The organism is Streptomyces sp. GD-15H, from assembly GCF_045291515.1.
Taxonomy (GTDB): Bacteria; Actinomycetota; Actinomycetes; order Streptomycetales; family Streptomycetaceae; genus Streptomyces.
Genome location: NZ_CP149447.1, coordinates 6588432 through 6608299 on the forward strand (window position 1 = coordinate 6588432; position 19868 = coordinate 6608299).

The 19868-nt window shown below is 73.4% G+C and carries 13 protein-coding genes and 9 pseudogenes; 13 read left to right on the forward strand and 9 right to left on the reverse strand.

The features are described 5' to 3' along the window. Window positions 1-8: 8 nt before the first annotated feature. Window positions 9-578, forward strand: a complete 570-nt coding sequence (locus tag WJ438_RS31080) for a TetR/AcrR family transcriptional regulator (RefSeq protein ID WP_406728167.1) — start codon at window positions 9-11, stop codon at window positions 576-578. Window positions 579-647: 69 nt separating this feature from the next. On the opposite strand, the gene WJ438_RS31085 is transcribed toward WJ438_RS31080, so the two are convergent. The 4 genes and pseudogenes from WJ438_RS31085 to WJ438_RS31100 form a co-directional block, all read right to left on the reverse strand. Continuing rightward, on the reverse strand, window positions 648-1862 hold the full coding sequence (locus tag WJ438_RS31085) for a TerD family protein (protein ID WP_406728168.1): 1215 nt from the start codon (window positions 1860-1862) through the stop codon (window positions 648-650). A 256-nt stretch (window positions 1863-2118) separates the two neighbouring features. Further along, a pseudogene (locus WJ438_RS31090) lies at window positions 2119-2257 on the reverse strand (alcohol dehydrogenase); the annotation flags it as partial. A gap of 68 nt (window positions 2258-2325) precedes the next feature. Beyond that, window positions 2326-2808 (reverse strand): annotated as a pseudogene (locus WJ438_RS31095) (DeoR/GlpR family DNA-binding transcription regulator); the annotation flags it as partial. A 338-nt stretch (window positions 2809-3146) separates the two neighbouring features. Next, window positions 3147-3635 (reverse strand): annotated as a pseudogene (locus WJ438_RS31100) (NAD(P)-dependent oxidoreductase); the annotation flags it as partial. Here WJ438_RS31100 and WJ438_RS31105 point away from each other — a divergent pair. From WJ438_RS31105 to WJ438_RS31150, 10 genes and pseudogenes are all read left to right on the forward strand, one after another. Then, a pseudogene (locus tag WJ438_RS31105) lies at window positions 3622-4365 on the forward strand (hypothetical protein); the annotation flags it as partial. The pseudogenes WJ438_RS31100 and WJ438_RS31105 overlap by 14 nt on opposite strands. Window positions 4366-4512: 147 nt before the next feature. Next, window positions 4513-5112 carry a TIGR03086 family metal-binding protein gene (locus tag WJ438_RS31110; RefSeq protein ID WP_406728169.1) on the forward strand — a complete coding sequence of 200 codons (600 nt, stop codon included), beginning with the start codon at window positions 4513-4515 and terminating at the stop codon, window positions 5110-5112. A 290-nt stretch (window positions 5113-5402) separates the two neighbouring features. Beyond that, window positions 5403-6128, forward strand: a complete 726-nt coding sequence (locus tag WJ438_RS31115; protein WP_406728170.1) for a GntR family transcriptional regulator — start codon at window positions 5403-5405, stop codon at window positions 6126-6128. Next, complete coding sequence (locus WJ438_RS31120; RefSeq protein WP_406728171.1) at window positions 6125-7033, forward strand: dihydrodipicolinate synthase family protein; 909 nt, start codon at window positions 6125-6127, stop codon at window positions 7031-7033. Before WJ438_RS31115 ends, WJ438_RS31120 begins: the two co-directional genes overlap by 4 nt. Continuing rightward, a pseudogene (locus WJ438_RS31125) lies at window positions 7030-8497 on the forward strand (dihydroxy-acid dehydratase); the annotation flags it as partial. The gene WJ438_RS31120 and the pseudogene WJ438_RS31125, both read left to right, overlap by 4 nt. Continuing rightward, window positions 8493-9314 (forward strand): PmoA family protein, encoded by an 822-nt coding sequence (locus tag WJ438_RS31130; protein ID WP_406729863.1) that lies wholly within the window; start codon window positions 8493-8495, stop codon window positions 9312-9314. The pseudogene WJ438_RS31125 and the gene WJ438_RS31130, both read left to right, overlap by 5 nt. After that, a pseudogene (locus WJ438_RS31135) lies at window positions 9311-10789 on the forward strand (family 43 glycosylhydrolase); the annotation flags it as partial. The gene WJ438_RS31130 and the pseudogene WJ438_RS31135, both read left to right, overlap by 4 nt. Further along, window positions 10789-11250: pseudogene (locus tag WJ438_RS31140) on the forward strand (rhamnogalacturonan acetylesterase); the annotation flags it as partial. The pseudogenes WJ438_RS31135 and WJ438_RS31140, both read left to right, overlap by 1 nt. Before the next feature lie 65 nt (window positions 11251-11315). After that, on the forward strand, window positions 11316-11816 hold the full coding sequence (locus WJ438_RS31145) for a hypothetical protein (RefSeq protein WP_406728172.1): 501 nt from the start codon (window positions 11316-11318) through the stop codon (window positions 11814-11816). Window positions 11817-12013: 197 nt separating this feature from the next. Further along, window positions 12014-13078, forward strand: a pseudogene (locus WJ438_RS31150) (dienelactone hydrolase family protein). A gap of 60 nt (window positions 13079-13138) precedes the next feature. On the opposite strand, the gene WJ438_RS31155 reads toward WJ438_RS31150, so the two are convergent. From WJ438_RS31155 to WJ438_RS31175, 5 genes and pseudogenes are all read right to left on the reverse strand, one after another. Then, window positions 13139-13795: a response regulator gene (locus tag WJ438_RS31155; protein WP_406728173.1), complete on the reverse strand. Its 657-nt coding sequence runs from the start codon at window positions 13793-13795 to the stop codon at window positions 13139-13141. A gap of 120 nt (window positions 13796-13915) precedes the next feature. Beyond that, a pseudogene (locus tag WJ438_RS31160) lies at window positions 13916-15165 on the reverse strand (sensor histidine kinase). Continuing rightward, the gene (locus tag WJ438_RS31165) at window positions 15162-16067 is read right to left on the reverse strand and encodes a hypothetical protein (protein ID WP_406728174.1); all 906 of its coding nucleotides are present in this window, start codon (window positions 16065-16067) and stop codon (window positions 15162-15164) included. The pseudogene WJ438_RS31160 and the gene WJ438_RS31165 overlap by 4 nt, the downstream one beginning before the upstream one ends. A 189-nt stretch (window positions 16068-16256) precedes the next feature. Then, window positions 16257-16730: a GNAT family N-acetyltransferase gene (locus tag WJ438_RS31170; RefSeq protein WP_406728175.1), complete on the reverse strand. Its 474-nt coding sequence runs from the start codon at window positions 16728-16730 to the stop codon at window positions 16257-16259. A gap of 2 nt (window positions 16731-16732) precedes the next feature. Next, window positions 16733-17506: an IclR family transcriptional regulator gene (locus tag WJ438_RS31175; protein WP_406728176.1), complete on the reverse strand. Its 774-nt coding sequence runs from the start codon at window positions 17504-17506 to the stop codon at window positions 16733-16735. Window positions 17507-17657: 151 nt separating this feature from the next. Here WJ438_RS31175 and WJ438_RS31180 point away from each other — a divergent pair, with 151 nt between their 5' ends. After that, the gene (locus tag WJ438_RS31180) at window positions 17658-19187 is read left to right on the forward strand and encodes an aldehyde dehydrogenase (NADP(+)) (RefSeq protein WP_406728177.1); all 1530 of its coding nucleotides are present in this window, start codon (window positions 17658-17660) and stop codon (window positions 19185-19187) included. Between the two features lie 121 nt (window positions 19188-19308). Beyond that, window positions 19309-19824 (forward strand): N-acetyltransferase family protein, encoded by a 516-nt coding sequence (locus tag WJ438_RS31185; protein ID WP_406728178.1) that lies wholly within the window; start codon window positions 19309-19311, stop codon window positions 19822-19824. Window positions 19825-19868 lie beyond the last annotated feature (44 nt).

The window sequence follows — 19868 nt, forward strand, 5'->3', positions numbered from 1 at the left end:
AGGGGCTGATGGCGCAGGTCAGGCCCATGCGGGCGGACGCCAGGCGCAATTACGCGCGGCTGCTGGAAGTGGCGGTGGAGGCGTTCGCCGCGCATGGTGAGGGTGCCTCGCTCGACGACATAGCCAAGCGGGCCGGGGTCGGCTCCGGCACCCTCTACCGGCACTTCCCCACGCGCCGGGCGCTGCTGGAGGCCGCTTACGCGGACCGTATCGACCACATCGCCGCGCGCGCCGGCGAACTGGCCGAACACCTGCCGCCGGGCGAGGCGCTGGGCCAGTGGCTGAACGAACTCGGCGCCGGCATGACCCAGCTCCGCGGACTGCGGGCCCTGCTCGGCGCGGCCGTCTCGGGCGGCGGCCCGACGAACGACGCCACCGACTGCTGCGACCCCCTGAAGGACGCCGTGACCCGGCTGGTCGGCGCGGCGCGGGAGGCGAAGACACTGCGCCGGGACATCGAGCCGATCGACGTGCTGCGCCTGGCCCACGGGGTGGCCACGGCGTCGGAACTGGCCGGCGGCGAGGGGCAGCACCTGCGCCGGTATCTGGGGTGGCTGATGGAGGGACTGCGGCCGTAGTCCCTCCGGTCCGGGACCGGCGGTCCGGGCGCCCCCTGCGGACGGGGGCGCCCGGGCTCGTACGCGCGCTCAGAGGGACTGGGCGGCCGGCTTGACCATGCCCCTCACCGTGCGGGACTTCACGAAGTCGCCGAGGGCGGTCATCTCCCACTCGCCGGAGTACTGGCGGATCAGCTTCGCCATTATCACGCCCGTCTGCGCTTCGGCGGAGGTGAGGTCGAAACGGACCAGCTCCTCGCCGGTGGTGGCGTCCAGGAGGCGGCAGTACGCCTTGGCGACCTCGGTGAACTTCTGGCCGGAGAACGAGTTGACCGTGAAGACCAGGCCGGTGACGTCCTGGGGGAGGCGGCCGAGGTCGACCGTGATCGTCTCGTCGTCCCCGCCGCCCTCGCCCGTGAGGTTGTCGCCGGAGTGCCGGATCGCGCCGTTCACGATCTGGAGCTTGCCGAAGTAGCAGCTGTCGATGTGGTTGCGCTGCGGGCCGTAGGCGATGACCGAGGCGTCGAGGTCGATGTCCTTGCCCCGGTACGCGGGCTCCCAGCCGAGGCCCATCCGGACCTGCGAGAGCAGCGGGAGGCCGCCCTTCATCAGCGAGACGGTCTGGTTCTTCTGGAGGCTGACTCGGCCCTTGTCCAGGTTGATCTTCCCGGTGCCGGGCGCGGCGGCGGGCGGCGCCGGGGGAGCGGCGGGCGCCGGCGGGGCCTGTGGGGCGGACATCGGCGGGGCCGGGGGACTCACCGGCGGCTGCATGGCGGGCGGGGGCGGAGTGACCGGCTGGGCGGGGGCGGCCGGTTCCTCGACCGTGACTCCGAAGTCGGTGGCGATGCCGGCCAGGCCGTTGGCGTAGCCCTGGCCGACCGCGCGCGCCTTCCAGGCACCGTTGCGCAGATAGATCTCGACGATCACCAGGGCCGTCTCGGCGCTGAGGCTCGGGGGAGTGAAGGTGGCCAGGACCGCGTTGTCGTCCGCGCTCCGGATGGTCGCCGTCGGTTCGATACCCTGGAACGTCTGGCCCTGGGCGTCGGGGCTCGCGGTGACGACGATCTTCTCGATGCCGGGCGGAACCGCCGTGGTGTCGATCGTGATGGCGTCGGGGGCGGTGCCGCCACCGGAACGGTAGGTCACACCGGGGCCCGCGGGCTGGTTGTAGAAGATGAAGTCGTCGTCGGAGCGCACCTTGCCGTCGGCGGTGAGCAGCAGGCCCGATACGTCGAGCCGCACCGGGGCGGCGACGTCCACCGTCACACGGGCGGTGGGGAGGGGGATGTTCGAGCCGGGGGTCATAGCTGTCATGCCGGGTGAACGAGCGGGGGCGTTTTGCTGTTCCCTGACCTGTGGCCCGGCCGGGGAAGAGGCTCTCAGCCCCGGTTGCGGGGCGCCCCAAGGGTGCTCGCCCCCGCCGCCCTCTCCCTCCCCGACCCTGGGGCTCCGCCCCAGACCCGACCCCGCCCACCCACCACCCGACTCGGTCGATCGAGAGGGAACGGCCAGGACACTCAGCCCGTCCGGGGCGGGGCGGGGCGGCCGGGGCGAGGAACCCCTACGGCACCACCACGGTCTTCCTCCCCACCCCCCCGCGCGAGCTGCTCCAGCGCCTCCGGGTAGCGGTCGAGCGGGATGCGGTCGCTGATGAAGACGTCCGGGTCCAGGACACCCGTCGCGAAGAGTTCGGCCGCCACCGCGACCGGGATCTCCGAGAGGAACGAGTGCATCATCCACACGGCGATCGGCAGGTTCATGGAGGTGTAGTCGTCCAGTGGTCGACGGTGGCGAGGGTGCCGGGGCGGACCCGGCCGCCGAGCAGCAGCACGGACACGGTGCCGGTCCCGGCGAGCGTGCCCGCGACCGGCAGGGAGGCGGTGACCACGGTGAGCGGCCGGTCCTGGGGCAGTGCCTCGGCGATGAGCCGCGGGGTGAAGCCCTCGTCGATGAAAACCGCCTCCGCGTCGCCGAGCAGTTCGGCCGCGGCGTTCGCGACCCTGCGCTTCTCGGCCACGTGGCTGGTGGCGCGGAAGGCGAGCGTGGTCTCGAAGGCGGCGCTCTCCAAGGGATAGGCGCCGCCATGGGTGCGGCGCACCAGGCCGTGGTCCTCCAGAGCGCGCAGGTCCCGTCGTACGGTCTCCTTGGCCACGCCCAGGTCGGCGGCGAGCGCCGTGACGTCGACCGAGCCGGTGGCGCGCGCCACCCGCACGATCTCACGCTGGCGCGCTTCGGCCGTTCTGTCGCCCATGGCCGAACACCTGCTTCCTGATCTCGCTGCCCGCTCGGGCCCCGTCGGGTCCTTGCAGGCAGCTGTACAGGCGGTGCGCGTAGCTGACCAGGCCTGTTGCGGACCCGGTCATGCCCGTTTCCGCCCGTTCGACTCCGGCGATGCCCGGCTCGGATCTGCGCGGGGGCGGAGCGCAGCACGGAAGCGGGCATCGCGGATGCCCGAACAAGGCGGCGGGCGGGCCCGTTCGGTGTCCGCCCGCCGGTGGGAACGTCGGATTTCCGCCGCGGCCACGCGCGCGTGCCGTCGATGTGCCGGTACCGGGCCCGCGGTTTCAGCGGCGTGTCGGGCCCGTGGTCTCAGTACGGCCAGATCGGCGGATCGGTCACGAAGTGGCCGCCGACGCGCGCGTGCGCCTCGTTGTCCGGGTCCAGCTCGCCCCGCTCGGCGACGAGCTTCGCGGCGAACGGCTCGGAGTCGTCCTGCGGGTCGTAACCGAGCGCACGCGCGGAGGTGAGGTCCCACCACAGGCGTGTGTTGGCGGACGAGCCGTGGACGACCGTGTGCCCGACGTGCTCGGCGGTCAGGGCCGCGTGCAGGAGGCGGGCGCCGTCGGCGGGGCTCATCCAGACCGAGAGCATCCGCACGCTGGTCGGCTCGGGGAAACAGGACCCGATGCGCACGGAGACGGTCTCCAGGCCGTGCTTGTCCCAGTAGAGCTGGGCGAGGTCCTCGCCGAAGCACTTGGAGAGGCTGTAGAGGGTGTCCGGGCGGTGCGGCGTGTCGACGGGAATGAGCGGGTCGCCGGCCAGGGGACGGGGCGTGTAGCCGACGGCGTACCTGACCGACCTGGCAGCGGAGGCGGCGGTACGGCCCGGGGCGCGCGGCACCGAACTGGAATCCCTCGGCTGGTACGGGCTGGCACATCTGCACGCCCACGACAAGACCGCCGGGGTCGGCCTCGGGGACGCCGGGCAGTACCTGATGTCCCTGTGCTTCTGCCCGTCCTGCCGCGAGGGCTACGGGACTCAGGGACTGGACGCCGGTGGGTTGGCCGCGTCCGTACGGGTCGCGCTGGAGCCGGTGTGGCGGGGGGCGCCCTCCGGTGGGGAGGGCTGGGCGGGAGTCGAAAAGCTCCTCGGTGAGGAGACGGCGGCCGCCACGCGCGCGTGGCGCGACGCCACGGCCCGCACGCTCCAGGAGGCGGCGGTCCGGGCGGTACGCGACGCGGCCCCCGAGGGCTTCCAGGTCCTCCTGCACGCGGACCCGGTGCCGTACCACTGCGGCGCCAACGCCGGCGTCGACCCCGTACACATCCTCTCCGTCGCAGACGGTGTGGTCGTCCCCTGCGCCGGCGGCCCCGGCCTGCTGACACCGTTCGCACAGGAGAACCACCGGGGGAGCGTCCTCGCCGCAAACTTCACGGTGGTCTCCGGCATGGGCGGCAGTCCCGGCACCCTCGCCGCGGACGCGGCCGAGGTCCGCCGGCTCGGCGCGACGGAGCTGCGCCTCTATCACACCGGACTGGCCTCGGACGGCGACCTGGAGCAGGTGGGCGCGGCACTCGCCGACCTCTGAGAACGCTGAGAACCTCTGAGAGCCCCTGAGGAGTCCGGGACCCGCGACGCGATGAGTTTCGCGTGCGGGGGCGGTCCACCCCTCAGGAGCTGAACCACTCGCAGCGCCGTGCGCGGTGCTGCGAGTGGAAACGTGAGGAGCAAGCCCATGACAGACCCGATTCTCGACCTCGGACCGCAGGCGCGGATCGTGGCGCGACTCGCCGAGGGCGTCACCGACGCGCAGCTCGCGGACGGGACGCCCTGCCCGAAGTACACGGTGCGCGACATCCTGGGCCACCTCGTCGGGCTGTCCGTCGCCTTCCGCGACGCCGGGCGCAAGGACCTCGGCGCCACCACCGACACCAGCCCGGACGCCGCCGTGCCGGACCTCCGGCCCGGCTGGCGCGAGGAACTGCCCCGGGTGCTCGACGAACTCGCCGACGCCTGGCGGGGCCCCGGGGCCTGGACCGGCATGACCAGGGCCGGGGGCGTCAACCTGCCGGGCGAGGTGGCCGGGGCCGTGGCCGCCGACGAACTGGTGATCCACGGCTGGGACCTGGCCCGCGCCACCGGCCAGCCCTACGCACCCGACCCCGCCGCCCTGGAGGCCGTGCACACCTTCCTCCTCGCCGCCGCGGCGGAACCCGGCCGGGACGGCGGCGAGGGCATCTTCGGCCCCGTAGTGCCGGTGCCGTCCGACGCCCCGCTGCTGGACCGGACCGTGGGGCTGAGCGGCCGCGATCCGGGGTGGACGCGAAAGGCCTGATCCAGGGAGCCCCCGAGACCCTCCGAGCGGCCGGGCATCCGTCACTTCCGAGTGACGGATGCCCGGCCGCGCCGCGTTCGCGATATTGCGGAAGCACATGGGTCCGGCCGCGAATCCGACCACGGGGACGGCCGGGAGCGGTGTGGACAGCCCTTCCCGGACCGCGTGAACGGCAACCAGGACTTCCTTTGTCAGAAGCATTGACGAAACCCCGGGCCGCTCCTAGTTTCATCGCGTCGTACTTCGTACGTCATATATGAGACGCGATATGTGAGATTCGAGAGGCGCGCATGACCTCTGTGCCCATGCCGATCCCCTCCCGCACGCAGTACGTGCTGGAGGAGATCAAACGACGCATCCTCACCGGCCGGCTGACACCGGGCCAGGCCCTGGTCGAGGCCGACCTCGCCGCGCAGTTCGGGGTGTCCAAGACCCCGGTGCGGGAGGCCCTCAAGACCCTGGCCGGTACCGGCCTGGTCGTGATGAGCCAGTACAAGGGCGTCACGGTGCGCACGGTCGACGCGGACATGGCGCGTGCGGTCTACGACGTGCGACTCCTCCTCGAACCCGAGGCGCTCCGGCGCGCCGTCCGGCGCGGTGCCTCCCTGGACGCCGCACGCGACGCGCTGACCCGGGCCGACGAGGCCACCGACACCGCCGAACGCTCCCTGAGCAACCGCGAGTTCCACCGCGCCCTGTACATGCCGTGCGGCAACCCGCTGCTCGGCCGGATGCTCGACGAGGTCCGCGACCAGGCGGCACTCGTCTCCGCCGTGGCCTGGGCCGCCGACCCCTCCTGGGAGCGGGAGGCGAGCGAGCACCGCGAGATCCTGCGGCTCGCCCTCGACGGAGACGCGAACGGCGCGGCACGCGCCCTGCACGCGCACATCGCGTCCTTCGTGCGCCGGGCCTTTCCCGACGCGGACCTCGACGCGGACCTCGACACCGAGGAAGCCCGAGCAGGCCAGGAAGCCGGAAAGGCTCCGGAAGCCCAGGAAGAGGACGGCCAGGCATGACGACGACGTTCGAGACCCAGCGGGCGGCCCTGGCCGGCGTGGTGGCGATCCCGGTGACCCCGTTCGCCGAGGACGGCTCCGTCGACCCGGCCGGCTACCGGGCCCTGCTGCGTCGCCTCCTCGACGCCGGCATCACCACCCTGACCCCCAACGGCAACACCGGCGAGTTCTACGCCCTGACGCCCGAGGAGCGGCGCACCGTCGCCGAGCTGACCATGGAGGAGACCGGTGACGGCTCGTCCGTCCTGGTCGGCGTGGGCCACGACGTACCGACCGCGGTCGCCTCCGCACGGCACGCCCGTGACCTCGGCGCGCGGATGGTGATGGTGCACCAGCCCGTCCACCCCTACGTCTCCCAGAGCGGCTGGGTCGACTACCACCGCGCCATCGCCGAGGCGGTGCCCGACCTGGGCGTCGTCCCCTACATCCGCAACGCCCGGCTCACCGGCACCCGCCTCGCCGAACTCGCCGACACCTGCCCCAACGTCATCGGCGTGAAGTACTCCGTACCGGACGCGGCGAGGTTCGCCGCCTTCGCGCGGGACGCCGGCATCGAGCGGTTCGTGTGGGTCGCCGGGCTGGCCGAGCCGTACGCACCCTCCTACTTCTCGGCGGGCGCCACCGGCTTCACCTCCGGCCTGGTCAACGTCGCCCCGTCGGTGTCGCTGAACATGATCGGGGCGCTCAGGTCGGGCGACTACGCGACCGCCATGAAGGTCTGGGAGCAGATCCGCCGCTTCGAGGAACTGCGCGGTGCCAACGGTTCCGCCGACAACGTCTCCGTCGTCAAGGAGGCCCTCGCCTCCCTTGGCCTGTGCCGCCGAGACGTCCGCCCGCCGAGCAGGCAGCTGACCGAGCAGGAGCGGGCCGAGGTGGCCGCGATAGCCGCGGGGTGGTCCGTATGAGCGTCCCCGACGAGCGGCGCAAGCGATCCGGGGAACTGCGCAGCCACCAGTGGTACGGCACGGACGGGCTGCGCTCCTTCAGCCACCGCGCCCGCACCCGCCAGCTCGGCTACCTGCCCGAGGAGCACCTGGGCAAGCCCGTCATCGCCCTCCTCAACACCTGGTCCGACATCAACCCCTGCCACGCCCACCTGCGTGACCGCGCCCAGGCGGTCAAAAGGGGTGTCTGGCAGGCCGGCGGATTCCCGCTCGAGTTCCCGGTCTCCACGCTCAGCGAGACCTTCCAGAAGCCGACCCCGATGCTCTACCGCAACCTCCTCGCCATGGAGACCGAGGAACTGCTGCGGTCCTACCCGGTCGACGGCGCCGTGCTGATGGGCGGCTGCGACAAGTCCACGCCCGCCCTGCTCATGGGCGCGGCCAGCGTCGACCTGCCGACGGTCTTCGTCCCGGCCGGACCCATGCCGCCGGGCCACTGGCGGGGCGAGGTGCTCGGTTCCGGCACCGACATGTGGAAGTACTGGGACGACAAGCGGGCGGGCGTCATCGGCGACTGCGAGATGCAGGAGATCGAGAGCGGCCTGGCCCGCTCGCCCGGCCACTGCATGACCATGGGGACGGCCTCCACGCTGACCGCCGCCGCCGAGGCCCTCGGCGTCACGATCCCGGGCGCCTCCAGCATCCCCGCCGTCGACTCCGGGCACGACAGAATGGCCGCCGCGGCCGGGCTGCGCATCGTCGGACTGGTCCACCGGGACCGGAAACTGAGCGACATCCTCACCGCGGAGGCCTTCGAGGACGCGGTGACGACCGTCCTCGGCCTGGGCGGCTCCACCAACGCCGTGATCCATCTGATCGCGATGGCAGGCCGCGCGGGCGTCGAACTCACCCTCGACGACTTCGACCGCCTCGCCCGCACCGTCCCGGTGCTGGCCAACGTACGGCCCGGCGGACAGACGTACCTGATGGAGGACTTCCACTTCGCGGGCGGTCTGCCCGGCTTCCTCTCCCGGATACCGGACCTGCTCCACCTGGACCGGCCCACCGTCTCCCACGACACCCTGCGCGAACAGATCGCCGGCGCGCAGGTGCACCACGACGACGTCATCCGGCCCCGGGACAAGCCGGTCGCCGACGAGGGCGGGGTCGCCGTACTGCGCGGCAACCTCTGCCCGGACGGCGCCGTCATCAAGCACATCGCCGCCGAGCCGCACCTGCTGCGGCACACCGGCCCCGCGGTCGTCTTCGACGACTACCGGACCATGCAGCGCACCCTCAACGACCCGGCGCTGAACATCACCGCCGACCATGTGCTGGTACTGCGCAACTCCGGCCCCAAGGGCGGGCCCGGGATGCCCGAGTACGGGATGCTGCCCCTCCCCGACCACCTGCTCAAGCAGGGGGTGCGGGACATGGTGCGGATCTCCGACGCCCTGATGAGCGGCACGAGTTACGGCACCTGCGCGTCGCGGGCCGGCCGGTCGGTCGGTACGTCACCCGGCCCGAGCTGCCCCTCGGGCTCTCCCCGCGCCCCTATCTGCACCCCGTCACCACCCTGGCCGGCACGGCGGTCACCGAACTGTCCCCCGCGGACCACACCCACCACCTCGGCGTCGGCGTCGCCGTTCCCGACGTCGAGGGGCACAACTTCTGGGGCGGACGTACCTACGTCCGCGACCAGGGCCCGACCGAACTGGACAACCACGGCTCCCAGCGGCACACCTCCTTCCGGCTGCGGGACCCCGACGGCTTCGTGGAGGAGCTGCGCTGGATCGCCGCGCCGGGCGAGCTGCTGCGGGAGCGCCGTACGGTCGCCGCCACCGAACTCACCGACACCGCCTGGGCGCTGGACTTCACCTTCTCCCTCACCAACGTCACCGGGGCCCCGCTCTCCCTCGGCAGCCCGGCCACCAACGGCCGCCCCGGCGCGGCTTACGGCGGCTTCTTCTGGCGGGCCCGCAAGGAGGCGACGGCACCGGACGTCTTCACCGCCGCCGCCGAGGGCGAAGCCGCGGCGCACGGCCACCGGGCCGACTGGCTCGCCCTGGCCGGCACCCGCTGGACGCTGGTCTTCGCCGGCGCCACCGAACCGACCCGCCGCGACCCCTGGTTCGTGCGCACCGCCGAGTACCCCGGCGTCGGCTCCTCCCTCGCTCCCGACGAACGGCTGCCGGTCCCGCCCGGGGGGACGGTGGTCCGCCGTGTCGTCACCGTCGTCGCCGACGGCCGGCTCGGCCGGGACGACGCCGCCGCCCTGGTCCGCAAGGCGGTGAGCCGATGAGCGCCGAGCCGGCGGACGTCACCTACCGGAACCCGGTCCTGAACGCCGACTGGTCCGACCCCGACGTGATCCGCGTCGGCGACGACTTCTACCTGACCGCCTCCAGCTTCGGCCGCGTCCCCGGACTGCCGCTGCTCCACTCCCGCGACCTGGTCAACTGGACACTCGTCGGCCATGCCCTCGAACGACTGCAACCCGAGAGCGAGTTCGCGGTCCCCCGGCACGACTGCGGGGTCTGGGCACCGTCCCTGCGCCACCACGACGACCGGTTCTGGATCTTCTGGGGTGACCCCGACCAGGGCATCTTCCAGGTCGACGCCCCTGAGATACGGGGGCCCTGGACCCGCCCCCACCTGGTGAAGGCCGGCAAGGGCCTCATCGACCCGTGCCCGCTGTGGGACGAGGAGAGCGGCGAGGCGTACCTCGTGCACGCCTGGGCCAAGTCCCGCAGCGGCGTCAAGAACCGGCTCACCGGCCACCGCATGCATCCCCACGGCACCGAACTCCTCGACGAGGGCAAGGTGATCGTCGACGCCGACCGCATCCCCGGCTGGTTCACCCTGGAGGGCCCCAAGCTCTACCGGTACGACGGCTGGTTCTGGATCCTGGCGCCCGCCGGGGGAGTGGAGACCGGCTGGCAGGGCGCCTTCCGGTCGCGTGAGTTCTTCGGGCCGTACGAGGAGAAGGTCGTCCTGGAACAGCGGGACACCGACGTCAACGGCCCCCACCAGGGCGGCTGGGTGCGCACCCCGTCCGGCGAGGACTGGTTCCTGCACTTCCAGCAGCGCGGGGCGTACGGCAGGGTCGTGCATCTCCAGCCGATGCACTGGGGCGGTGAGGGAGGCCAGCCGGTGCTGGGGGACGCCGGCGCGCCGGTCGCCGGGCACCGCCGACCGGACCTGCCCGCGCAGCCGGCCGCGGGGCCCGCCACCGACGACGACTTCCCCGGAGGCCGCTACGGCCGCCAGTGGCAGTGGACCGCCAATCCCCGGGACGGCTGGGCCACCCAGCACTCCGCCGACGGGTTGCGGCTGACCTGCGTGCGCACCGCCGACGCGCACGACCTGCGCAGGCTGGCGAACGTGCTCACCCAGCGGCTGCCCGGCATCCCGTGCACCGTCGACGTGGAACTGCGGCTCGCCAGCCAGGAGCCCGGGGCACGGGCCGGCCTCGCGGTCCTCGGCGACGCTTACCGCTGGATCGGACTCCAGCGGGGACCGGACGGCACGGCACACCTGGTGCACCGGTTCGCCGAGACGGTCGCCGCGGGGGCACCTCCCACGCCTTCGGGGCAGTGGGGGAGGGAACGCGACGCCGACCGTCCGCGGCTCGCCCCCGAGGGCCGGGCGCGACTGCGGATCGAGGCCGGTGCCGGAGCCCGCTGCCGCTTCTCGTACGACACCGGTGACGGCTTCCGCCCCTCCGGGCAGATCTTCGCCGCCACCCCGTGGCGCTGGGTCGGCGCCCTGCTCGGAAGGCCACCGACCCGAGCCGCTACACCGAGCCCTGGACGACGTACCGGGAGCACCTGCGGCTGTACGTCGCCGGGGCCAGGGCCCGCGGGGCGCGGCCCGTGCTGGCCACCGCCGTGGAGCGCCGGAGGTTCGACACGGCCGGCGACGCCGTGCCGAGCCACGGCGCGTACCCGGCGGCGATGCGGGCGCCGGCCGGCGAGGAGCGGGTCGCGCTGCTCGACATCCAGGCCCTGTCGCTGGCGCTGTGGCAGGAGCTGGGCGTCGGGGAGACCAAGGAGTACTTCAACTGGACGGCGACCGAGCAGGACAACACGCACTTCAACCCGCCCGGCGCGATCGCCGTGGCCCGGCTGGTCGCCCGGGAGCTGCTGCGCACCCGGGTGCTCGCACCGCGGGGCGTGCGCCGGCTGCACGAGGTGATCCCCGAGTCCTGGATCACCTGGCCGGACGCCGCCGCCTGACACCGGCACCACGGATACGCCGGCACCACGGACACACGAGAAACGAGAAAAGGGAGAGCCGCACCATGAACAGACCGATGTGGCATGAGCATGCCGCAGCGAGAGCCGCCTCGCTGGCCGGCTGCACCGCCCTCGTGCTGGCCCTGACCGGCACCGGCGCCCAGGCCCACTCCGGCCCTCACCCCGGCCCCCGCGACGCCGCCCGGCAGACGCTCGACGCGAACGACGGCTGGGCGTCCCAGGGAACCGGCACCACCGGAGGCGCCGACGCCACCGCCGCGCACGTCCACACCGTCAGTGACTGGGCCGGGTTCAAGTCGGCCCTGACGGACGGCGGCAGCGCGCCGAAGATCCTCAAGCGGTGGAACGACTCGCCGCTCACCGCCGAGAACAACCGCGTCAACGGCGAGCGGATCGACCTGATCGCCGTGCACAACGCGGAGCGCCCCGAGGGGACCCTCCGGTCCGGCGCCGGCTGGACACCCACCCTGCGTACCGCCGTTCACCCGGTGCAGGCGGTCCCGGCACTGGTCAAGCACGGCGCGGGAGCGGGCCGCATCCGCTGACGTCCCCGCGCCCACCGTCGCCGGGGCGGGCGCGCTCCACCCCCACTGTGGCGCGCGCCCGCCCCGGTCCTCCCCGTACCGAAGGAGCCCCGCATGCCTTCCTTGCTGCCCCCGGCCCGGCCCCAGCTCATCCCCGCCCAGGCCGCCGCCCACCTGCGCGAGACCTACCTCGGCGACCGGCGCCCCCGGACCGGCAAGTGATCCCCGCCCCCGGGCCGCCCGGCCTCCATCCGGCACTCAAGGACGACTTGACGTTCCCACTCGCCTGGGGCACCTCACCCGTCCGGGACTTCCCGGCGTGGCGGCGGGCGGCCCGGGAGAAGACCGAGGAACTGCTCGTCGTCGAGGACCAGGACGGCACGCCGTACGCGCCCGAGTTCACCGCGGGTCCCCGAGGGGACGGCTGCACCCGCGAGTCCGTGGAGCTCTCGCTCACCCGGTACGGCAGGGTCCGCGGGCCCTGCTCACCCCGCGGGGCACCGGGCCCTTCCCGGCCGTGCTTCTCCTGCACGACCACGGTTCCCGCTTCGACGTCGGCAAGGAGAAGGGCGTCCGGCCCTGGTACGACGACACCCGGCTCGCCTCCGCCGAACAGTGGGCCGAGCGGTACTTCGCCGGGCGCTTCGCCGGCGACGAACTCGCCCGGCGCGGCCATGTGGTGCTCTGCCTGGACGCCCTCGGACGGGGCGAGCGGGGGCCGCTGGTCCACGAGCGGCAGCGGGAACTGGCGAGCGACCTCTTCCACCTCGGCTCTCACCCGCCGGACTCCACGCCTGCGAGGACCAGCGGGCCGCCGCCTTCCTGGCCGGCCTCGACCGGGTGGACGGGCACCGGGCCGCCGCCCTCGGCTTCTCCATGGGCGGCTACCGGGCCTGGCAGGTGGCCGCGCTCAGCGACCACATCGCGGCGGCGGCGAGCGTGTGCTGGATGACCGGCCTGAAGGAAAGGAGATGATGGTGCCCGGGAAAAACACGCTGCGCGGGCAGTCGGCGTTCCACATGCTCCACCCCGGGCTCGCCCGGCACCTGGACATCCCCGACGTGGCGAGCATCGCGGCACCCCGGCCGATGCTGTTCTTCCACGGCGGGCTCGACGCCCTGTTCCCCGCCGACGGGGTGCGTACCGCCTACGGCAAGCTGCGTGCCGTCTGGCGCTCACAGGGCGCAGAGGACCGACTGCGGCTGAAGACGTGGCCGGACGGCCACGTCTTCGACGACGCGGTGCAGGACGAGGTGTACGCCTGGCGCGACTCCGTCCTGTGAGGGCCGCCCGCCCTCAGGCGCTCATGGAACCCGTGCGGAGGGGCAGGGGGCCCGCCGGGCTCAGGAACCGTGCACAAAACCCGCCTCGTAGGCGGCGATGACGGCCTGGGTGCGGTCCCGGCTCCCGGTCTTCGCCAACACCTGCGCCACATGGGTCTTCACCGTGGCGGGGCCGACCCCCATCAGCCGGGCGATCTCCACGTTGGTCAGCCCGGTCGCCATGTGCCGCAGCACCTCGCTCTCGCGCCCGGTCAGCCTCGCCGCCCACGCCGGAGCAGTGCGGGTCGCGTGCTCGGTGGCGAGTGCGCGCACCGCCGCCGGGAACAGCAGCGTGTCGCTGCGCGCCACCAGCCGGACCGCACTCACCAGCGCGTCGGCCTCCGCCCGTTTGAGCAGGAACGCGGCGGCTCCGACGCGCAGCGCGTCGTACACGTAGGAGTCGTTCTCGAAGGTGGTGAGGACGACGATGCGCGGCGGCCGGTCGAGGCCGGTGAGGATCTGCTCGGTGGCGCGGATGCCGTCGATCTCCGGCATCCGTACGTCCATGAGGACCACGTCCGGTCTTTGCTCCCGCACGACCGACACGGCCTGGGCGCCGGTGGCCGCCTCGCCGACCACCTCGAGATCCGGCTCGGCGGAGAGGATGGCCCGCAGGGCGGTGCGTACCATGCGCTCGTCGTCGGCGAGGACGACACGGACCGGGGTGGGGCTCGTCATGGGTGGTGTCCGGATTCTGTGAGCAGCGGCTCCGCCCGGGCGCCGGGCCCGGGGCGGACTGTTCGCGTGCGGCGGCCCGAGGCCTCGGGCCGCCCGGAGCGTCCCGCGGGTCCAAGTCGTTCAGGTCGCGGCCCGCATCGGCAGCCGTACGCGCAGCCGCCAGGTGCCGTCCGCCGGGCCCGCCCGGACGGTGCCGCCCAGCAGCCGGGCCCGGTCCCGCACACCGCACAGGCCGTGACCGCCCCCGGGGCGGGCGGTGGAGGCGGCGCCGAGGGGGTCTCGACCGTGATCTCCAGATGGCCGTCCCGCACCTCGACGCACAGGGTCACGGTGCCCCTCTCACCGGCGTGCTTGAGGGCGTTGCTCAGTCCCTCCTGCACGATGCGGTACGCCTCGCGGGAGAGGATCGGAGGCAGCGCGTCCGGCGGTGTCCCGATCGCGGCCGCCACCTTCAGTCCGCTCGCCCGGGTGGCCCACAGCAGAGCGTCGAGGCCGGCGGCCAGGGTGGGTGCCGGCGCGGTGCCGTTGGCCTCGTCGTCGCGCAACACACCGAGTACGGCGTCGAGTTCGCCCACGGTGCGGCGCGTGGTGTCCTCGATGGCGGCGAGGGCCTCACGGACGAACCCCGGGTCGGTGTCCAGGACCCTGCGCGCCGCGCTCGCCTGGAGGGTGACCGCGCTCAGCGCGTGCCCGACCGAGTCGTGCAGCTCGCGCGCCAGCCGGTTGCGTACGGCGAGGTCGGCGGCGCGCGCCTCGGCGGCGGCGAGCCGGTCCTCGGGGGTGGGGCCGAGCAGCGTCGGAGCCCAGCGGGCCAGCAGCGCGCCGCAGCCGGCCGCGCAGCCCGCCAGCGCGAGGAGCGAGGCCACGCCCGCGACCGGCGAGAGCGCCAACGCCCAAGCGTGATCCAAGACTTCGGGCAACCCGAGCGGACTGTCCCGCAGCCCCGCGAAGAGCGGCAGCACGATCAGTACGGCGGCGAACGGCGGCACCGCCAGCGACATCCCGGCGACGGTCGCGCCCAGCCCCAGGTGCAGCGTGTACCAGGCCGCCGTACGGCCCTTCGCGGCCCGGGTGCGGGCGGGCCCGTCGGCGAGCCGGTCCCCGTCGACCCCGCACAGCCAGCGCACGGCGGCGGTCTCCAGCGACCGGGTCAGCGGAAACAGGGAGGTGACCGCGGCGAGCGGCAGGCCGACGGCGAACGAGGCGAGCTGAAGGGGGAGCGTCGAGAAGACGGCGGTGCCGCCGGTCGCGGGACCGATGACGACCGAGCCGACGAGCACGTACGGCATGGCGAGCGCGCCCCCCAGGATCAGATGGATCCAGCGCAGGCGCGCCCGTCGGCCGAACAGCGGCCGCGCGAACGCCCTCACGTCACCGGACGCTTCACTGCCCCGGCGGACCGCGCCGCGAGGAAACGGACGCCGACGGTGGCGACGAGCAGGCCGACGATCATCTGGCCAGCGTAGGCCAGGAGCATCAGGCGGGTCGGACGGTCGGCGGGATCTCCCCCGGTGACCAGCGCGGCCACCGCCATCCAACCGCCCCAGCAGGCCACGGCACCGGAGCTGATCCCGGCGAGGGCCAGCGGCACCCGCACCGGGAGCACCCGGCCGCGCCCGAAGGCCAGCAGGGCGCCGCCGGTGACCGCGGTGAGGAGGAAGACCACGTACAGGGACTCCAGGACGTGGAAGTCGCTGCCCCGCTCCGCGACGAGGCCCGCACTCAGCCCGGTCGTGCCGCCGCCGGCCCAGACGAGCCGGAGCGTCAGCGGGAACAGGGCGAGCACGCCCGCCACGACCGCGGTGACCCGCTGCGCCGTCCCCAGGAGCCCGGCGGGCAGGTCTCCCATCCGGCCGCGCCACAGGTGGCCCCAGCGGTCGCGGGCGTACAGCACGAACAACGTGCCCAGGGCGAGGCCCTGAACGATGAATCCGGTGTAGACGACGGCGAACACCCACTCGTGCAGGAAGGGTTCGTCCTCGCCGCCCGCCGTGCCCGCGGTGCTCCCGCCGAGCGCGCGCACCAGCAACTGCAGCGGATAGCCGGTCATGATCGGCGCGAGCAGTCCCGTCGCGACCCACATCGGCGGCGCGAGCAGCCACGCGGGCACCCTGAGGCCCCACGGCCGGGTCAGCAGCAGGGCGAGCACGATCACGGCGCAGTCCATGAGGATTGTCAGGACGTTCGCGACGACCATCCCGGTGGGGTGGTCCAGCAGCGGACTGCCCGCCGGGACGCCGACGTGACTGCCCGCCACCCAGGCGGTCTTCAAAGCGAGGTACGGCAGGCAGGCCAGGACGGCGACGGCGCGCAGCAGCCCGCGGGAGCGGGGAGGGCGGGGCCGTCGGTGGCGAGGGCGGAGGCGAGTGTCTGCGACATGTCCTCAGGCTCCCGCGAGGCCGCCCACGGACACGTCCCGCTCGGTGACGATCCGCCTCCCCCGCGTGGGGGAGGGCGCCGTTCAGCCGGTCGACGTGAGGACGAGTTCGTCGATCTCGGTGCCCCGCGCGGGCGCGTATCCCGTGTCCCGCGCGAAGACCCGGAAACCGCACTTCTCCAGCACCCGCAGCGACCCCGCGTTGTCGGCGGCCACGCGCGCGTACAGCGGGCGTTCGGTCACCTCGGCCAGCAACTCCCGCAGGGCCGCCGTCGCGATGCCCCTGCCCCAGTACGCGCGGTCGACCCAGTACGTCACCTCACGCTCGCCCGGCTCTCCGTACACCGCCGCGTTGCCCACCACGTCGCCGTCGCACAGCACCGTGCGTACGACGACGTCCGGCGCGGTGCGGATACGGGCCCAGTGGGCCTCGAAGGCGTTCCGGTCGGCCGGGTCCTCGGCGGTGAAGGCCGCCATGCGCAGGGACTCCGGGTCGTTCGACTGCCGGTAGAAGACCGGCAGGTCGCTGTCGTGCACCGCGCGCAGGGCGATTTCCAAGGTCAGAGTCTCCGGGTGGCCAGGGTCAGCCGGTCGCGTGCGTCGAACAGGGCGTCCTTGACCATCTGCTCGTGCGCGGGGGTGAGCCTGGCGACCGGCACCGAGCAGCTGATCGCGTCCCGCGCGGGCGTGCGGTAGGGGATCGCCACCCCGAAGCAGCGCAGCCCGAGCGTGTTCTCCTCGCGGTCCACGGCGATGCCCTGCTCGCGCACCTGGTGCAGTTCCTCGATGAGCTTCTCCCGGTCCGTGATGGTGTTCTCGGTGAGGGCGGGCAGCGTCTCCGGGAGCATCTTGCGCACCTGCTCGTCCGTGTACGTGCTCAGCAGCGCCTTGCCGAGTGACGTCGAGTGCGCGGGCAGCCGGCGGCCGACCCGGGTGAAGGGGCGCAGGTAGTGCTGCGACTGCCGGGTGGCCAGATAGACGACGTTGGTGCCGTCGAGCCGGGCCAGGTGGATGGTCTCCGTGGTGTCGTCCGAGAGCCGGTCCAGTGTCGGGCGGGCCGCCGCGACCACCTCGTCGCCGTCGATGTAGGACGTGCCCACGAGCAGCGCCCGCACGCCGATGCCGTACCGCGTGCCCGTCGCGTCCGTCTCCACCCAGCCGAGGTCGACAAGGGTGCGCAGCAGCATGTAGAGACTGGACTTGGGATAGCCGACGGCCTCCTGGACCGCCGCCAGGGAGTGCATACCGGGGCGCCCGGCGAAGTACTCGAGCAGTTCAACGGTCCGCACCGCGGACTTGACCTGCGCGCCGCCGCCCGTCTCGCCAGCCGACATGCCCTTTGACCCTCCGTTCGACGAGAAGCTGAAGTTATAGTCTCCAGCAGCACATTCATCACCAGAGACGGTGTTCAGTATATCGAACGCCGCTGATGGGTGACGTACATACTGCGGCATTGAAGGCGGCAGTCAAGTGGAGGGACTCGCGGTGGCAGCAGCACCAGTCTGGAGTGTCGACCCCCGAACCGGGAAGCAGCGGGAACAGGTTGCGGTGGAGGCCACAGCTCAGGAGGTGGACGCCGCCGTCCGGGCCGCGCACAACGCGCGGGGCGCCCTGGCCGACCGCACCGTCCGCGCGGCCTTCCTGCGTTCCGCCGCCGACGAACTCGAGGCGGCCGGGGACCGGCTCGTCGAGGCCGCCGACGCCGAGACCGCTCTCGGCCCGGTCCGGCTGACCGGCGAACTCGCCCGCACCTGCTACCAGCTGCGGGCCTTCGCCGGCATCGTCGACGAGGGCGCCTTCCTCGACGTCGTCATCGACCACCCCGACGACACCGCGACCCCGCCCATCCCGGACCTGCGCCGTTACAAGGTCCCGCTGGGTGTCGTCGCCGTCTACTCGGCCTCCAACTTCCCCTTCGCCTTCTCCGTCCCCGGCGGCGACACCGCGAGCGCGCTCGCGGCGGGCTGCCCGGTGGTCGTCAAGGCCCACCCCGACCACCCGGGCCTTTCCGAGCTGGTCGCCAAGGTGCTGCGCCGCGCGGCGGCCCGGCACGACATCCCCGAGGGCGTGCTCGGTCTGGTGCACGGCTTCGAGGCCGGCGTCGAACTGGTCCGGCACCCGCTGGTCGCGGCGGCCGGCTTCACCGGCTCGGTGCGCGGCGGACGCGCCCTCTTCGACGCGGCGGCCGCCCGCCCGGTCCCGATCCCGTTCCACGGCGAGCTGGGCTCCCTGAACCCGGTCCTCGTCACGGAGGCCGCCGCCGCCGAGCGCGCCGAGGCGATCGGCGCCGGTCTCGCCGGTTCGATGACGCTGGGCGTCGGCCAGTTCTGTGTGAAGCCGGGCCTCGTCCTCGCTCCGACGGGCGCGGCCGGCGACCGCCTCGTCAAGTCCCTGACCGACGCCGTCAGCGACACCGACGCCGGTGTCCTGCTCGACCACCGCATGCGCGACGACTTCGTCGCCGGGATCGCCGAGCGCGCCCAGCTGCCCGACGTGGAGTCCCCGGTGACCCCGGGCTCGGGCGGCGAGCACACCGTCAGCGCCGGCTTCCTCACCGTCCCGGCGAGCAGGCTCGCCAAGGACGGCGAGCACGACCTGCTGCTGGAGGAGTGCTTCGGCCCGGTCACCGTCGTGGTCCGCTACGAGGACGACACCGAGGTCCGCGCCGTGCTCTCCCGCCTCCCCGGCAACCTCACCGCCACCGTCCACCTGTCCGAGGAGGAGGGTGCGGGCCAGGGCCGGGGCGCGGAGATCCTCGCCGAACTGACCCCGCTCGCCGGCCGGGTACTCGTCAACGCCTGGCCGACCGGCGTCGCGGTCGCCCCGGCCCAGCACCACGGGGGCCCGTACCCGGCGACGACCTCCACCTCCACCTCGGTCGGCGGCACCGCCATCGAGCGCTGGCTGCGTCCCGTCGCCTACCAGAACAGCCCGGCCGCCCTGCTGCCGCCGGAACTGCGCGACGACAACCCGCAGGGACTGCCGCGCCGTTTCAACGGCAGCCTGGAGCGCTGAGCGCGCGTCCGGCACCGCACGGCACGCAGGGTCCGTCCGGCACGATCCGCCGGACGGGCCTGTGTACGACGGCAGTTGACACGCCGGGAACCACCATCCTCCCGGGAACGTCCTGCACTGCGTGATCAGAGCGCACCGGACCGTGGACTCCCTGGTGATCAGGACCGCCCTGGCGGCCGAGGCCGCGGACATCGCCGCGCTGCACCTGCGCGCCCGGTCCACGTACTACCCGGACGGCCTCCCCGACCACGGCACCGACTGGCGGGCGCGCTGGCGGGAGACCGTCGAGCGCCCCGACGGGCAGGTGCTGTGCGCGGTGCGGGACGGCCACCTGGCCGGCATCGCCTCGTTCCGCACTCCGCCGGGGGTCCCCGCCGACACGGTCAAGCTGTTCCAGTTCCACGTCGACCCGGGGCACTGGCGCACCGGCGTCGGCACGGCCCTGCACGCCGCCTGCGCCGAGGAGTGGCGGGCGAACGGCAGACGGACCGCCGTGCTCGAGGTGCACACCGGTAACCGGCGGGCCCAGGCCTTCTACGCCCGCCGAGGCTGGGCCCCGGACCCGGAGCGCCCGCCCGCCGAGCACGACCACCACCTGCGCTTCGCCGTGGCCGGGGGAATGAAGCGCACCGGTTGAACGTTCACGCAGGCAGCGGAGGGAGTCTCCGTGTCCTCACGACC

Bases quoted from the DNA above. Each gene is read 5' to 3' on its own strand.
- WJ438_RS31080 (WP_406728167.1), top strand. From the start codon at position 9: ATGGCGCAGGTCAGGCCCATGCGGGCGGACGCCAGGCGCAATTACGCG.
- WJ438_RS31085 (WP_406728168.1), bottom strand. From the start codon at position 1,862: ATGACCCCCGGCTCGAACATCCCCCTCCCCACCGCCCGTGTGACGGTG.
- WJ438_RS31110 (WP_406728169.1), top strand. From the start codon at position 4,513: ATGACAGACCCGATTCTCGACCTCGGACCGCAGGCGCGGATCGTGGCG.
- WJ438_RS31115 (WP_406728170.1), top strand. From the start codon at position 5,403: ATGACCTCTGTGCCCATGCCGATCCCCTCCCGCACGCAGTACGTGCTG.
- WJ438_RS31120 (WP_406728171.1), top strand. From the start codon at position 6,125: ATGACGACGACGTTCGAGACCCAGCGGGCGGCCCTGGCCGGCGTGGTG.
- WJ438_RS31145 (WP_406728172.1), top strand. From the start codon at position 11,316: ATGAACAGACCGATGTGGCATGAGCATGCCGCAGCGAGAGCCGCCTCG.
- WJ438_RS31155 (WP_406728173.1), bottom strand. From the start codon at position 13,795: ATGACGAGCCCCACCCCGGTCCGTGTCGTCCTCGCCGACGACGAGCGC.
- WJ438_RS31175 (WP_406728176.1), bottom strand. From the start codon at position 17,506: ATGTCGGCTGGCGAGACGGGCGGCGGCGCGCAGGTCAAGTCCGCGGTG.